At 70.2% G+C, this 14,182-nt stretch carries 16 protein-coding genes and 2 tRNA genes; 13 read left to right on the top strand and 5 right to left on the bottom strand.

What is annotated here, in order from left to right:
- Window positions 1-73: 73 nt before the first annotated feature.
- Together VNJ48_RS12210 and VNJ48_RS12205 are read left to right on the top strand one after the other, a co-directional pair.
- A complete protein-coding gene (locus VNJ48_RS12210; protein WP_325602442.1) occupies window positions 74-2,476 on the top strand; it encodes an FdhF/YdeP family oxidoreductase in 2,403 nt (800 codons plus the stop codon).
- Between the two features lie 43 nt (window positions 2,477-2,519).
- Window positions 2,520-3,233: a flavodoxin family protein gene (locus VNJ48_RS12205; RefSeq protein ID WP_325602440.1), complete on the top strand. Its 714-nt coding sequence runs from the start codon at window positions 2,520-2,522 to the stop codon at window positions 3,231-3,233.
- Between the two features lies 1 nt (window position 3,234).
- Here VNJ48_RS12205 and VNJ48_RS12200 read toward each other — a convergent pair whose 3' ends face one another.
- Window positions 3,235-3,801 carry a TerD family protein gene (locus VNJ48_RS12200; protein WP_325602438.1) on the bottom strand — a complete coding sequence of 189 codons (567 nt, stop codon included), beginning with the start codon at window positions 3,799-3,801 and terminating at the stop codon, window positions 3,235-3,237.
- 72 nt (window positions 3,802-3,873) lie between these two features.
- Between VNJ48_RS12200 and VNJ48_RS12195 the strand changes: the two genes are divergently transcribed.
- Entirely contained in the window at window positions 3,874-5,361 is a 1,488-nt protein-coding gene (locus VNJ48_RS12195) for a GGDEF domain-containing protein (RefSeq protein ID WP_325602437.1), read from the top strand.
- A gap of 20 nt (window positions 5,362-5,381) precedes the next feature.
- On the opposite strand, the gene VNJ48_RS12190 is transcribed toward VNJ48_RS12195, so the two are convergent.
- Window positions 5,382-6,281 carry an alcohol dehydrogenase catalytic domain-containing protein gene (locus VNJ48_RS12190; RefSeq protein WP_325602435.1) on the bottom strand — a complete coding sequence of 300 codons (900 nt, stop codon included), beginning with the start codon at window positions 6,279-6,281 and terminating at the stop codon, window positions 5,382-5,384.
- Window positions 6,282-6,408: 127 nt separating this feature from the next.
- Here VNJ48_RS12190 and VNJ48_RS12185 point away from each other — a divergent pair, with 127 nt between their 5' ends.
- From VNJ48_RS12185 to VNJ48_RS12140, 10 genes are all read left to right on the top strand, one after another.
- Window positions 6,409-6,825, top strand: coding sequence for a helix-turn-helix domain-containing protein (locus VNJ48_RS12185; protein ID WP_325602433.1), 417 nt, complete (start codon window positions 6,409-6,411; stop codon window positions 6,823-6,825).
- Between the two features lie 44 nt (window positions 6,826-6,869).
- Window positions 6,870-7,463 carry a DNA-3-methyladenine glycosylase I gene (locus VNJ48_RS12180; RefSeq protein WP_325602431.1) on the top strand — a complete coding sequence of 198 codons (594 nt, stop codon included), beginning with the start codon at window positions 6,870-6,872 and terminating at the stop codon, window positions 7,461-7,463.
- Between the two features lie 183 nt (window positions 7,464-7,646).
- Window positions 7,647-9,056 carry an amidase gene (locus tag VNJ48_RS12175; RefSeq protein WP_325602430.1) on the top strand — a complete coding sequence of 470 codons (1,410 nt, stop codon included), beginning with the start codon at window positions 7,647-7,649 and terminating at the stop codon, window positions 9,054-9,056.
- A 60-nt stretch (window positions 9,057-9,116) separates the two neighbouring features.
- A tRNA-Thr gene (locus VNJ48_RS12170) sits at window positions 9,117-9,189 on the top strand.
- A 43-nt stretch (window positions 9,190-9,232) separates the two neighbouring features.
- Window positions 9,233-9,306: transfer RNA gene (locus VNJ48_RS12165), tRNA-Met, on the top strand.
- Window positions 9,307-9,348: 42 nt separating this feature from the next.
- Window positions 9,349-9,519, top strand: a complete 171-nt coding sequence (gene rpmG / locus VNJ48_RS12160; protein ID WP_325602428.1) for a 50S ribosomal protein L33 — start codon at window positions 9,349-9,351, stop codon at window positions 9,517-9,519.
- A gap of 69 nt (window positions 9,520-9,588) precedes the next feature.
- Entirely contained in the window at window positions 9,589-10,053 is a 465-nt protein-coding gene (locus VNJ48_RS12155) for a group II truncated hemoglobin (RefSeq protein WP_325602426.1), read from the top strand.
- 25 nt (window positions 10,054-10,078) lie between these two features.
- Window positions 10,079-10,477, top strand: coding sequence for an FAS1-like dehydratase domain-containing protein (locus tag VNJ48_RS12150; protein ID WP_325602424.1), 399 nt, complete (start codon window positions 10,079-10,081; stop codon window positions 10,475-10,477).
- Window positions 10,474-10,863, top strand: coding sequence for a MaoC/PaaZ C-terminal domain-containing protein (locus VNJ48_RS12145; protein WP_325602422.1), 390 nt, complete (start codon window positions 10,474-10,476; stop codon window positions 10,861-10,863). Before VNJ48_RS12150 ends, VNJ48_RS12145 begins: the two co-directional genes overlap by 4 nt.
- A complete protein-coding gene (locus tag VNJ48_RS12140; protein ID WP_325602420.1) occupies window positions 10,856-11,929 on the top strand; it encodes a UDP-N-acetylmuramate dehydrogenase in 1,074 nt (357 codons plus the stop codon). Before VNJ48_RS12145 ends, VNJ48_RS12140 begins: the two co-directional genes overlap by 8 nt.
- On the opposite strand, the gene VNJ48_RS12135 is transcribed toward VNJ48_RS12140, so the two are convergent.
- Genes VNJ48_RS12135 through VNJ48_RS12125 form a run of 3 tightly spaced genes read right to left on the bottom strand, consistent with a single transcriptional unit; the run spans window position 11,930 to window position 14,078 of the window.
- Window positions 11,930-12,403 carry a hypothetical protein gene (locus tag VNJ48_RS12135; RefSeq protein ID WP_325602418.1) on the bottom strand — a complete coding sequence of 158 codons (474 nt, stop codon included), beginning with the start codon at window positions 12,401-12,403 and terminating at the stop codon, window positions 11,930-11,932.
- 8 nt (window positions 12,404-12,411) lie between these two features.
- A complete protein-coding gene (locus VNJ48_RS12130; RefSeq protein WP_325602416.1) occupies window positions 12,412-13,044 on the bottom strand; it encodes a DUF4190 domain-containing protein in 633 nt (210 codons plus the stop codon).
- A complete protein-coding gene (locus VNJ48_RS12125; protein ID WP_325602414.1) occupies window positions 13,041-14,078 on the bottom strand; it encodes an adenosine deaminase in 1,038 nt (345 codons plus the stop codon). The genes VNJ48_RS12130 and VNJ48_RS12125 overlap by 4 nt, the downstream gene beginning before the upstream one ends.
- Window positions 14,079-14,182: the final 104 nt, after the last annotated feature.

Here is a 14,182-nt window from a genome sequence, read left to right as displayed (position 1 = left end):
CTTCGCGACCGACTATTCCGGCAAACCCCTTCGGCCCCTGTCGTGTGCTGGCTCCCCGAGGCAGGATGAGGGAGTGACTCTTCTCTCCCACCTGCGGGATGCACCTGCCCGACTCCGCAACGGGGCTCGGCAGGTGCCGCAGCACGACATCGACGAGAGCCAGGTGGAGGTCGAATCGACGGCGCACACATCGGCCGGGCTCACGGCGGTCACGGTGGCGATGCGGCGGGCCATCGGCCAGATGGGCGTACGCCGTACTGCGTCCTCGCTGCTCCGGCTCAACCAGGTCGACGGCTTCGACTGCCAGGGCTGTGCCTGGCCCGACCCGGCGCCGGGGCACCGGCACACGGCCGAGTTCTGCGAGAACGGGGTCAAGGCAGTCGCCGAGGAGGCCACGCAGCAGCTGCTGGACCGTGACTTCTTCGCCACCCACTCGATCTCCGACCTCAGCGAGCGCACCGAGTTCTGGTTGGGCAAGCAGGGCCGGATCGTCGAGCCGATGGTGCTGCGTCCGGGGGCCTCGCACTACGAGCCGATCTCCTGGGACGACGCCTTCGTCACGATGGCCGGTCACCTCCATCGACTCGAGAGCCCCGACCAGGCGATCTTCTACACCTCGGGCAAGACCTCCAACGAGGCCGCGTTCGTCTACCAGCTCTTCGTCCGGGCCTTCGGCACCAACAACCTGCCTGACTGCTCCAACATGTGCCACGAGTCGTCGGGCGCGGCCCTGAACGAGACGATCGGTATCGGCAAGGGCTCGGTCAGCCTCGAGGACATCCACCAGGCCAAGCTGATCGTGGTCGTCGGGCAGAACCCCGGCACCAACCACCCCCGGATGCTGTCCGCGCTCGAGGAGGCGAAGTCCAACGGAGCTCGCATCATCGCGATCAACCCGCTCAAGGAGGCGGGGCTGGTCCGCTTCAAGAACCCCCAGCACGCCAAGGGCCTGACCGTCGGCACCGCCCTGGCCGACCTGCACCTGCCCGTCCGGCTCAACGGTGACCTCGCGCTCTTCCAGGCGATCGGTGCGCTCCTGGTCGAGTGGGACGCGGTCGACCGCGACTTCCTCGCCGAGTTCACGACCGGCTTCAGCGACTACGCCGAGCACGTCGCGGAGCTGGACTGGAGCAAGGTCGAGGCGTCCACGGGGCTCACCCGCGAACAGGTCACCGAGGCGGCCCGGATGTTCGCCGAGTCCCCGGCGACCGTCACCTGTTGGGCCATGGGCATCACCCAGCACCACAACGCCGTGGCCACGATCAAGGAGATCGTCAACGTCGCACTCCTGCGCGGCGACATCGGCAAGCCGGGTGCCGGGTTGTGCCCGGTGCGCGGACACTCCAACGTGCAGGGCGACCGGACGATGGGCATCTGGGAACGGGTTCCCGAGCACTTCCTCGACGCGCTCCGCGACGAGTTCGGCTTCGAGCCGCCCCGGGAGCACGGCTACGACACGGTGGGCGCCATCGGGGCTCTGCGCGACGGCAAGGCGCGCGTCTTCATGGGCATGGGCGGCAACTTCGTCGGTGCGGCACCCGACACGGCGGCCACCGAGGCGGCGATGCGCAACGCCGCCCTCACCGTCCACGTCTCCACCAAGCTCAACCGCTCGCACGTCGTCCACGGCGGAGAGGCGCTCATCCTCCCCGTCCTCGGGCGCAGCGAGAAGGACCGCACCGGCGGCCGCGTCCAGCGCGTGACCGTGGAGGACTCCATGTCGGCGGTGCATGCCTCCCAAGGTCCTTTGGACCCTGCCTCGGAGCACCTGCGTTCCGAGGTCGACATCGTCTGCTCCCTGGCGCTCGCCACCCTCGGTGCTGACTCGCCCGTGCCTTGGGCGACGTTGCGCGACGACTACACCGAGATCCGCCGGCGCATCGCCCGGGTCGTGCCCGGTTGTGCGTCGTACGACGACAAGGTCGACCAACCGGGCGGCTTCGTGCTGCCCCATCCGCCCCGCGACAACCGGGTCTTCGAGACCGCGAGTGGCAGGGCCGTCATCACCTCCACCCCGCTCGAGGTCCTCGACGTGCCACCCGGCCGCTTCCTGCTGCAGACCATGCGCTCGCACGACCAGTTCAACACCACCATCTACGGCCTCGACGACCGCTACCGCGGGGTCAAGGGCGGGCGCCGGGTCGTCTTCGTCCATCCCGACGACCTGGGTGACCTCGGTCTGGTCGACGGGGACGTCGTCGACCTGGTCAGCGAGTGGCGCGACGGCGTCGAGCGCATCGCGCGGTCCTTCCGCGTCCTGCCCTACGACCAGCCGCGCGGCTGTGTGGCGGCCTACTACCCGGAGGCCAACGCCCTCGTGCCGCTCGAGTCGACCGCGGAGAAGAGCAACCAGCCTGTCTACAAGTCCATCGTCGTGCGGCTGGAGCGTCCTCCGGCGCAGCCCGGATCGTCGACCGGCTCTCCGGACCAGGGGCCCGGTTCCTCGCGCACCGACCACCCGCACCACCTGAGCTGACGAGGGGGTGGCGCACCGACCGTTCGCCGTGTTGAGTGAAGAGGTGACCGACCCCGACTTCTCCGGCCTCAAGGCCCTCTTCATCAACGCGACCCTCAAGAGGAGCCCCGAGCCGAGCAACACGCAGGGGCTGATCGATGCCAGCGCGGCGATCATGACCAAGCACGGTGTCGAGGTCGACCAGATCCGGGCCGTGGACCACGACCTGGCCACCGGTGTCTATCCCGACATGACCGACCACGGCTGGGACACCGACGAGTGGCCAGCCATGTGGCCGCGGGTGCGGGACGCCGACGTCCTCGTGCTGGCAGGCCCGATCTGGCTCGGGGACAACTCCTCGGTGATGAGGCGTGTCGTCGAGCGGCTCTATGCGATGTCGGGCGAGCTCAACGACAAGGGGCAGTACGCCTACTACGGCCGGGTCGCCGGATGCCTGCTCACCGGGAACGAGGACGGCATCAAGCACTGCGCGATGAACCTTCTCTACTCTCTGCAGCACCTCGGCTACACCATCGCGCCGAATGCCGACGCCGGCTGGATCGGTGAGGCCGGTCCGGGGCCGTCCTACCTCGACGAGGGCAGCGGCGGCCCGGAGAACGACTTCACCAACCGCAACACGACGTTCATGACCTGGAACCTCATGCAGCTCGCCGCCCTCCTCAGGTCCGCCGGCGGGTTCCCAGCCCACGGCAACTCGCGGGCGCAGTGGGATGCGGGCGCGCGGTTCGACTACGAGAACCCCGAATATCGCGCCTGACTCAGACGTACGGCAGCAGCGACTCGATCGACTCGGTCGGCGTCTTGAGGGCGATGCCGGACCCGATCGCCCGCAGCTTCCAGCCCCCGCCGTCGCGGACGAGCTTCGCCATGACCAGTCCGGTCTCCCGGACGCCCAGTGTGATGGTGATCCGGGCCAGCTCGGCGCCGTGGTCGTCGCTGAGGCGGCAGTAGGCGTTGCGGACGTATTCGAGCGAGTGGCCCTGATAGCTGCTGACGAGGAAGAGGATCGTGTCCACCCTGGCGTAGACCGTCGTCAGGTCGACGCTGATCGTCTCGTCGTCGCCCTCGCCCTGGCCGGTGGTGTTGTCACCGAGGTGGACCACGGAGCCGTCGCGGGTGGCCAGGTTGTTGAAGAAGGCCAGGTCGAAGAGCGTGCCACCGGCGAACTGGACCGCCGAGGCGTCGAGGTCGACAGGGGCGGCGCCGCTGCCGGCGAAACCGGCGGTGGGGACGTGCTCCCAGCCGACACCCATCTGCACCCGGGTCAGGGGCTGACCCTCCGGCCCGACCACCGCGAAATCCTGGCCCTGACTCAGCTCGATCACGGGTGCTCCTCGGGAGTGACGTGGCGGGTCGAAACGGCCTCGGTCGGGCTGCGGCAAGCGTATCTTCGAAGCATGGTGGACGAGTCCTGGCTGTCGCGCAGCGCGCGCGCCGTGCAGACACGCCACCTCCACGGCACCCCCCAGGAGGACGAGCGCACGCGGCACGGACGCGCGGGCGGCCTGCTCCTGGTGCTGGGAGCCGGGACGGGCATGGGCCTGCTGCCGGTGCTGCCGGCGCGCATCGACCACCTGCTCGCCTTCCTGCTGTCCGTCGGCTGTCTGGCCCTCGGCCTGGTCGTGCCCTGGCTGCCGTGGGAGCGGCTGCCGCGGTGGACCCTGCTGACACCTGTCGTCGCCACGCTGCCGGTCGTCTTCGGCGGGGGCGGCTTCGTGGATGGCACGCTGGACTTCTACGCGTTGTTCCTGCCGCTGGTCTTCATCTACCTCGGCCTCGTGTTCCCACCGGTCTACTCATGGTGGACCTTCGTCGTCTGCATGGTCGGGCTGGCGCTCTCGCTGACGGGCGCCCAGTCCGCCGAGGTCGTGCCGTTCGTGATCATGACCGCGATCCTGGCCTCGGTCTGTGGCGGCGTCCTGGCGATGCAGCGCCGCACCGAGGCACGGGGCTACCAGGCGATGCGCGCCCTCGCCGAGGCGGCGACGCTGCTCGGCGCCGCCAACGACCGGCAGCAGGTGGCCGACGTCGTCGCCGTGGCCACCGCCGACCTGCTCGACGTGGAGGACGTCGAAGTGCTGTTGCTCTTCGACACCGAGCCGACCGCCGTCGTCTCGCGTCGCGGCGCAACGCCCGCTCCCGAGGTCGAGACAGGGTCCGTGCTGGCGCGGGCGCAGGCGGTCCTGGCATCGCTCGCGGTCGGCCAGTCGTCCTCGTCGCTCCAGCTGGTCGTGGCCATCCCCGGTCCGGCGGGTCCCCGAGGCGCCATCGTGGTCGAGCAGCATCGCCGTGTGCAGGGTTCGGACCGCTTCGCCGCCCGGTCGCTCGACGTCCTTGCGGGCGAGGCCGGCCACGTGCTCGACCGCATCCGTCGGACCGAGGAGCTGGTGACGTCCTCGCGCACCGACGCGTTGACCGGGCTGGGCAACCGGACCGTCCTGAAGGAGGCGCTGGAGGCCTCCACGCCGGGCGACGTCTTCGTGCTCATGGACCTCGACCACTTCAAGCGCGTCAACGACACGCTCGGGCACGCCATGGGCGACCAGGTCCTGGTCGCCTTCGCCGGCGTGCTGCGGAGCGCCGTCCGGCTCAACCAGGTCGTCGCCCGCTACGGCGGCGAGGAGTTCGCGACGATCCTTCCCCAGGCCGACGACTTCGTGATCGAGAGGCACTTGCAGAACGTGCGCCAGGCCTGGGCCGACCTCAACCCCTTGGTGACCTTCTCGTCCGGCATCGCCGTCCGCCTCGAGGGCGAGTCCCACGAGGCCGCCATGGCTCGCGCCGACAACGCGCTCTACCTCGCCAAGAACGGTGGACGCGACCAGGACGTCCGCGACCCGGGGGTAGTGCTGAGCGAGGCAACATCCCTGCCCGGCTCGACCTAGTCGCGCACCGCTCTGCGCGCTCAGACTTCGAGAACCCAGCGACCCCGCTGGCCTCCACCGCCGACCTTGGCGTAGACCGCGGCCGCCTCCTCGAGCGACCCGGTCCCGGCGACCCTGATCTCGAGCTCGCCGGAGACAGAGCGGGCCAACAGCTCCGAGAGCCGTGATCCGTCGGCCTGCACGCTCACGGCGCCCGTCCGCACGCCCCGCTCGGAGTCGGGCACGGCGGGCGGCATCACTCCGACGTAGTCGCCCCCGTCACGGGTGGCAGCCACTGCGACCGAGCCGAGGACGGCGGTGTCGAACACCACGTCGTACGCCGCAGGCTCGAGCGAGGTGACGAAGTGCGTCGCCCCCGCTCCGCGGACCCATTCCTCGTCCGCTGCGCGGGCCAGGCCGGTGACCTCCCAGCCTGCTGAGGCGGCCAGGGCGACGGCATACCCGCCGACCGCGCCGGCCGCGCCGGTGACCAGGAGCGTACGGCCGGCGGGCTCGCCCAGGGGGCGGAGCGCCTGGTCGGCGGTGAGCGTGTTGAGGGGGACGGTGGCGGCCCCTACCGGGGTGAGACCGGCAGGGACCAGCGCCAGCGCGGTCGCAGGCAGAACCACCTGGTCTGCGTGGGCTCCGCTCGGCGCCGCGAGGTCATCATGCAGCCCAGCGACCAGGTCGCCCGGGGTGAACGAGTCGACGCCGGCGGCGACGGACTTCACTCGGCCAACGACGTCCCAGCCGAGCCCGACCTGCTCGGGGAGTCCGAAAACAGGGTGCGCGGTGCCGCTGGCGACAAAGAGGTCGATGGGGTTCACGGCCGAGGCAAGGACGTCGATCAAGACCTCGCCGGCGGCGAGCGGGCGTTGGAGATCCGGACTGACAATCAGGGTGGGCTCCGCAGCGTGCTGGCGGGCGACGAGTGACTTCATGGTGTGTCCTTTGTTCGTGTGGTGGGTGACAAGATCACTGTCGGGGAGTTAGTCTCTGTTGGGAAGTAGGCACTGTGAAGTCGGGTAGGCACGTGGAGGTGCCTGCCCTCGGGACGAAGGAGCAGCCATGACGATGACCGCAGCCCAGCGCCGGCAGGCCGAACGCGAGGTGTTCGACGCCTATCTGGCCGCGTGTCCGAGCCGCAAGCTGCTCGACCGGATCTCCGACAAGTGGGTCACGCTGGTCGTCTGCGCCCTCGCGGACGGGCCCATGCGGTTCTCCGCGTTGTCCCGGCACCTCGCTGGCGTCAGCCAGAAGATGCTCACCCAGACCCTACGGACGCTCGAACGAGACGGGCTGGTCACCCGCCAGGTCACCCCGACGGTCCCGGTGCGGGTCGACTACGAGCTCTCGGCGCTCGGTCGCTCGTTGCTCGGCCCCATCCAGCACATCAAGGACTGGGCCGAGTCCCACATGCCTGACGTCTCGACGGCCCAGCTCGCCTACGACGCCGCGCGTGAGCAGGACGGGGCGCGAGCATGACAGCACCCGCCGGATCTGCTTCGCTCGTCAGGAGGGATGGGGACGTGGGTGGACCTGCTCTCGGTGACGACGGTGTCGCGCGCTGCCCCTGGGGGGCCGGTGACCCGGTCAACCTCGCCTATCACGACAGCGAGTGGGGGATGCCGGTCGAGGGCGAGGCCGCTCACCTCGAGCGGCTGACCCTGGAGGCCTTCCAGTCGGGCTTGTCCTGGCTGACGATCCTCAACAAGCGCGAGGCCTTCCGCGAGGTCTTCGCCGGCTTCGACGCAGACGTCGTCGCTGCGTACGGCGAGGGCGACGTCGAGCGACTCATGGCCGAACCCCGCATCGTGCGCAACCGCCGCAAGATCGACGCCGCCGTGGCCAACGCCCGGGCCACCGTCGCCCTCCGCGACCGTGGCGGACTGGCGGCCCTCCTCTGGTCGTTCCGTCCCGACACGACGCCCGCGCCGCACGACACTGCGGAGCAGGCCACCACCAGCCCCGAGAGCATCGCCTTGTCGAAGGAGCTCAAGAGGATCGGCTTCGCCCACGTCGGTCCAACGACGATGTATGCCCTGATGGAGGCGATCGGGATCATCGACGACCACCTCGTGGGGTGCCATCGACGCGGCGCCAGCGGCGTGTGGTCAGGCTGAGGTGCCTCGAGGCTGGTGGGAGGACTCACCGGCGCGACTGAACAGCCAGGCGGAGCCGGCGAACAGCGCGGCATACATGCCCGAGATCATGAGTACGTCGAAGGCCGACCGTCCTCGTGGAGCCCGAGGTTCGGGTGAAGATTGGCTATTGCCGAGCACGGGGAACCCGTTAGGTTCGCCGCCATGACCCGCGTGCACGCCTTCGCCGACGACGTCCTGCAGGATCTCGACGCGGTCGGCCTCGTGGAGGCCTATCGACAGGGTCTCTCGATCCCGGAGGTCATCGAGGCGGCGATCGCACGAGCCCAGTCAGTCGATGAACACCTGGGCGCGCTGGCGTACGAGGCATACGGCCGGGCGCGGGTCGAGGCGAAGGCGCCGCGCCCCGGGTTCTTCGCCGGGGTGCCGACGTTCCTCAAGGACAATGTCGACGTGGCTGGGATGCCGACGCAGCACGGCAGTGACGCCTTCGTGGCTGCCCGGGCCAAGCGCGACGGCGACTTCGCCCGGATGTATCTCGCCACCGGGCTCCTCCCGCTCGGCAAGACCCGGCTCTCGGAGTTCGGCTTCAGCGCGGCGGTCGACCACCCGCGCCTGGGGCCGGTCCGGACGCCGTGGCACACCGACCACTACGCCGGCGCCTCGTCGGCCGGGTCGGCCGCGTTCGTCGCCGCCGGGGTCGTGCCGATCGCCCACGCCAACGACGGCGGCGGCTCGATCCGGATCCCGGCGAGCGTCAACGGCCTCGTGGGCCTCAAGCCGACCCGCGACCGCCTGGCGCAGGACAAGCTGATGCGGGACATGCCCGTCCGGATCGTCTCCGACGGCGTCCTGACCCGCAGCGTCCGCGACACGGCGGCGTTCTACCGCGAGGCCGAGAAGGTGTTCCGCAACCCCCGGCTGGCGCCGATCGGTGACATCAGCCGTCCCGGGCGCTCCCGGCTCCGGATCGCGGTGGTCACCACTGGGATCGGCCGCGACGCCTCGCCCGAGGTGCGCGAGCTGACCTTGGAGACCGCGGCCCTGCTGGAGTCGCTCGGCCACCGGGTCGAGGAGATCGAGCCGCCCGTGCCGGGGCGCTTCGCCGACCAGTTCGTCCTCTACTGGTCGATGATGGCGATGTTCATCGTGAGGACCGGCAGGCGGCAGCACGGCCCGACGTGGGACCCGGCCCAGCTCGACAGCCTGACCCTGGGGCTGGCCCGCCACTGCCAGCGCAACCTCCACAAGCTCCCGCTCGCCATCGCCGGCCTCGGGGCCAGCAGGCGCCTTGCGGCCAAGCACCACGCCACCTACGACGTGACCCTGACCCCTACCGTGGCCACTGCCACCCCTACCGTGGGCCACCTCGACCCGACAGCCGACTACGAGCAGGTGATGGACCGGCTGATGGACTGGGTCGCCTTCACCCCGCTGCAGAACGCGACCGGCGAACCCGCGATCTCGCTGCCCTTGGCGACCACCTCGACCGGCCTGCCGCAAGGGATGATGTTCGGCTCGGGAGAAGGGCGCGAAGCACGCCTGATGGAGCTCGCCCTGGAGCTGGAGGAGGCCGCTCCTTGGCCGCGCATCCAGGACCAGATCCAGGCGTGACGCAGGCGCGGTGACGCGATTTCTGTTCCCGCTCGGGCCTGTGTATTCTTCTCCGTCGTTGCCCCTTTAGCTCAGTCGGCAGAGCGTCTCCATGGTAAGGAGAAGGTCTACGGTTCGATTCCGTAAAGGGGCTCTGGGTCGGAGCATCGTCTAGTCTGGCGAAGCGCCTGCCTGGCGGCGGGGTAGCTCAGGTGGTTAGAGCACACGGCTCATAATCGTGGTGTCGCGGGTTCGAGTCCCGCCCCCGCTACCGAACAGCCTCGATCGATTCAAACCTACAAAGGACTTTCCCGTGGCCAGCAAGAGCTCTGACGTTCGCCCCAAGATCACGCTCGCGTGCGTCGATTGCAAGGAGCGGAACTACATCACCAAGAAGAACCGCCGCAACGACCCCGACCGCATCGAGCTGTCGAAGTTCTGCCCGCGTTGCCGCAAGCACGTCGCGCACCGCGAGACCCGCTGATCTGATCCACGCCGTCGACCCGCCAGACATCTGGCGGGTCGACGGCTTTTGTGCGCCATCATGTGATCCATGGATGACGCACCGACCCTCATCGACTGGGCAGGCGGCCCAGCCGCGTTCCGTCGGCTGATCGACGCCTTCTACGACCGGGTCGAGACCGACGACCTGCTCTCAGCCCTGTTCCCGGGCGGCGTGCACGAGGAGCACCGCGACCACGTCACCACGTGGTGGATCGAGGTGTTCGGCGGCGCGGCCGACTACACCGAGCGGCACGGCGGCTACCAGCGGATGCTCGCTCACCACCGCGGCCTTGGCATCACCGCCGACCAGCGGCTCCGGTTTGTCACCCTGATGAGCCTGGCCGCCGCCGACGCCGACCTGCCAGCTGACCCGGAGTTCCGTGCGGCCCTCATGGGCTACGTCGAGTGGGGCACGCGGCTGGCGCTGCACAACTCCCAGGAGGGCGCAGAGGTGGTTGAGCAGGCGCCGGTTCCGCGCTGGGGATGGGGCGTCGCGCCGCCATACCAACCCTGAGCGGGCGGCCAGTAGGTTGAGTCCCATGCCAGTCGATGAATCGCTCGTGGGGCGAGAGTTCGCCCCGACCGCCGTGCTGGAGGTGACCGAGGACAAGGTCGCCTCGTTCGCTCGCGCCCTGGGGGCGCCCGCCGAGGGAGAGGTCCCGCCGACCTTCCCGATCGTCCTCGCCTTCGATGCGATGCAGGCCTTCCTGACGGCCGAGCAGCTCGACCTGTTCCGGATCATCCACGGCGAGCAGCGGTTCACCTACGAGCGCCCCATCCGCGTCGGCGACACCCTGAGCGCCACGCTGAGCGTTGCCAGCCTGCGCCAGATCGGTGGTGCCGACATCATCGGCACCACCAGCGCCATCCACGACGCCGACGGGTCCTTGGTCTGTACGGCGAAGGCCACCCTGGTCCACACGGGAGGCGAGTCATGACCCCGGGCGACGCGTTCGATCCGATCACCTACGAGCTGACGCGCGCGGACCTCGTCGCCTACGCGGAGGCGGCCGGGGACCCCAACCCGATCCATCAGGACGAGGACGTCGCCCGCAGCGTGGGTCTGCCCGGTGTGATCGCCCACGGCATGCTCACGATGGGGCTGGCCGGCCGCGCGGTGTCGACGTGGACCGACGGGGCCGAGGTGGTCGAGATCGGCTGCAAGTTCACCAACCCGGTCGTCGTCCCCGCGGACGGCTCGGTCGAGGTGTGCGTCTCGGGCACGGTCAAGAAGGTGGAGGACGGCCTGGTCACCATCGCCCTCGAGGTGACGTGCGAGGGCACCAAGGTGCTGGGGATGCCCAAGGCTGTCGTGCGTGCCTGAGCCATCGTCCGGGTCATCGCGCAGGCTGCTCTCCGACCACACGACCCTGCGGCTGGGGGGACCGGCCCGGCAGTGGGTGCGCGCCACCACCGAGGCCGAGCTCATCGAGGCGGTCTCGTCCGCCGACGCGAGCGGCACCCCGGTGCTGGTGCTCGGCGGCGGCTCCAACCTCGTGGTCGCCGACGAGGGCTTCGACGGGGTGGTCGTCGAGGTGGCGACCTCCGGTGTCACCCCGGACACCGATGACAGTGCGGCCGCCTGCGGCGGGGTCATGGTCCGAGTGGCGGCCGGTGAGGGCTGGGACGACCTCGTGGCCACTGCGGCCGACCGGGGCTGGGTCGGCGTCGAGGCGTTGTCGGGGATCCCCGGGAGCGTCGGCGCCACTCCGATCCAGAACGTCGGTGCCTACGGCCAGGACGTCTCGCAGACCATTGCCTCGGTCCGGGTGTGGGACCGGACCCTACGGGGTCCCCGCACGTTCGCCGCGGCCGACTGCGGCTTCGGCTACCGGCACTCGCGGTTCAAGGCCGACCCCGCGCGCCACGTCGTGCTCACTGTCGACTTCCAGCTCCGCACCGGAACGATGGGCGCGCCGATCGACTACGCCGAGCTCGCCCGCACCCTCGGCGTCGAGACCTCCCAGCGCGCGCCGATCACCGAGGTGCGCACGGCTGTCCTGGGGCTGCGAGCCAGCAAGGGCATGGTCCTCGATGCGGGCGACCACGACACCTGGAGCGCGGGCTCGTTCTTCACCAACCCGCACCTCACCCCGGAGCAGGCGGCGGCCCTGCCGACCGACGCCCCGAGGTGGCCCCAGGTCGACGGCACGGTGAAGTCGAGCGCGGCCTGGCTGATCGAGCGGGCCGGCTTCAGCAAGGGCTACGGCCTCGACCTGCGAGGCGGGCGCGCGAGCCTGTCGACCAAGCACACGCTGGCGCTGACCAACCGGGGCGAGGCCAGCACCGAGGACCTGCTCGCCCTGGCGCGAGAGGTCCGCGACGGGGTGGAGCAGGCCTTCGGCGTACGCCTCGTCAACGAGCCGGTGCTCGTGGGTTGTGAGCTCTGACTAGAAGTCGTAGCGGTACGACGTGCTGCCGGTGCCGTCATCGTCACCGTCGTCGGAGCCCGAGTCGGCTCCGACGATGAAGACGATGCCCAGGAGCAGGAGCACCGTCCCTGTCATGCCCATGGTGCGCCCGGTGTAGGCCCGTTCACGGCCGGAGAAGCGAAGCGGGTCGGCGTCGATCTGTTTGAGGGTGCGCTGACCCAGGAGCCAGGCCAGGGGTGACAGCAGGAGCGGGAGGCCACACAGGAAGATGCCGCCCAAGGACACGACGCCCAGCACCATGGCAGTGGTCGCCGACGGGTGCATCACGACCGAAGGCCCGGTGCCGTACGACGGCGCGCCACCAGAGATCACGGGCCCGACCGGCACCCGATCGACCTCCTCGAAGGGCTGGGGCCGTCCGTAGGGCGCGTAGGGCGCGTACGGCGCGGGCCGGTCGGCGTCGTCGGGAGTGCTGGGCGGCTCTGGCGTCACCCGGGCGCTCAGTACGTCGGGTTGCTGTCGTAGGCCGTGTCGGCGGCCATGCCGAGGCTCACGATGAGGAGGAAGATGCCGATCAGGCCCAGGACGAGCAGGGCGGTGCCGATCATGCCCATGATCCGACCGGCCTGTGCCTGCTCGCGACCGGAATAACGTCCCGGCTGGGCGTCGATCTCCTTGACCGCCTTGCCGCCCATGAACCAGGCGAACGGCGCCAGCAGGATCGGGAGCACACAGAAGAACATGCCGGCGAGGGAGCAAATGCCCAGGACCATGGAGGTGGTCGCCGACGGGTGCGGAGGGGCGATGGCGCCGCCGTACGACGGCGCGCCGAAGGGCGCCTGGCCGTAGGGCTGCGTCTGGCCGTAGGGCTGGGTCTGGCCGTACGGCTGCTCCTGGCCGTAGGGCTGCTCCTGGCCGTAGGGCTGGTACGGCGCCTGGCCGGCCGGGGGCTGGCCGTACGGCTGCTCCGGCGGCTGCTGCCCGTAGGGCGTCTGCCCGTAGGGCGTCGCGCCCGTCGGGGGCTGGTCCTGGGGCTGGCCCTGGGACTGGTCCTGGGGCTGGCCCTGGGGCTGCTCCGGCTTGGGCCAGTTGGGGTCGTAGGGGTTGCTCGGCGGCTCGTCAGGTGGTGTCACGGGCGCAGTATCTCAGGAACTCGTGCCAGCCAGTCGTCGATGGCTGCATTTGCCGCCGCGACCACCTCGGTCGGAGCCCGGGACGCGGCGAACGAGCCGCGCGCCAGGTGCGCCAAGGTCGCGTCGTCCAGATCGTGCGCCGCGCGCATCGTGGCGTACTGGCCGGCCAGCCGGGAGCCGAAGAGCAGGGGGTCGTCGGAGCCGAGGGCGATGGTCGCGCCGGCCTCGATCAGCTGGGGGAGGGGCACCGACGTGAGGTCGGAGTAGACGCCCAAGGCCACGTTGGAGACCGGGCACACCTCCAGGGCCACGCCGGCTTCAACGATGCGCGAGAGCAGTGCCGGGTCCTCCGCGACGCGCACCCCGTGCCCGAGACGGTCGGCGTGCAGCTCGTCGAGGCACACACGGACGTGCTCGGGTCCGCGCAGCTCGCCCCCGTGGGGCGCGAGCAGCAGGCCTGCGCGTTCGGCGATCGCGAAGGCACCTGCGAAGTCACTCGTCCGTCCGCGACGCTCGTCGTTGGACAGCCCGAAGCCCACCACCCCACGTCCGGCGTACTGACCGGCCAGCCTGGCCAGGGTGCGGGCGTCAAGCGGATGCCTGGTGCGGTTGGCCGCGATCACGACGGCGATGCCCAGCCCGGTGCGCCCGGCCGCGTCCCGCACGGCGTCGAGGACGAGCTCGGTGAAGGCGGTGATGCCTCCGAAGCGAGCCGCGTAGCCGCTGGGGTCGACCTGGATCTCGAGCCAGCGGCCACCGTCCGCCACGTCGTCCTCCGCGGCCTCGAGCACCAGTCGGCGTACGTCATCGGGGGTCCGCAACACCGAACGGGCGACGTCATAGAGGCGCTGGAACCTGAACCAGCCCTTCTCGTCGGCCGCGGAGAGCTGCGGGGGCCAGTCGGCCACGAGGCTGTCGGGCAGGGCGATCCCGTCTCGTCCGGCGAGCTCGAGCAGCGTCTCGTGTCGCATCGACCCGGTGAAATGCAGGTGGAGATGGGCCTTGGGCAGCTCGCGCACGTCCCGGTGACCCATGCGAGGCATGGTAGGCCGCCGGTTCGACGCCGCTGGGGCCGTCCCCGTATGCTTCGGGTTTGGTGGTCCTGCCACATGCTTCGTGCTGCCCGTCCGCGGGTGGC

Source organism: Nocardioides sp. (assembly GCF_035576065.1).
Taxonomy (GTDB): domain Bacteria; phylum Actinomycetota; class Actinomycetes; order Propionibacteriales; family Nocardioidaceae; genus Nocardioides.
The sequence above is the reverse complement of the archived record's forward strand: the minus strand, read 5'-3'. Positions and strand labels throughout refer to the sequence as shown.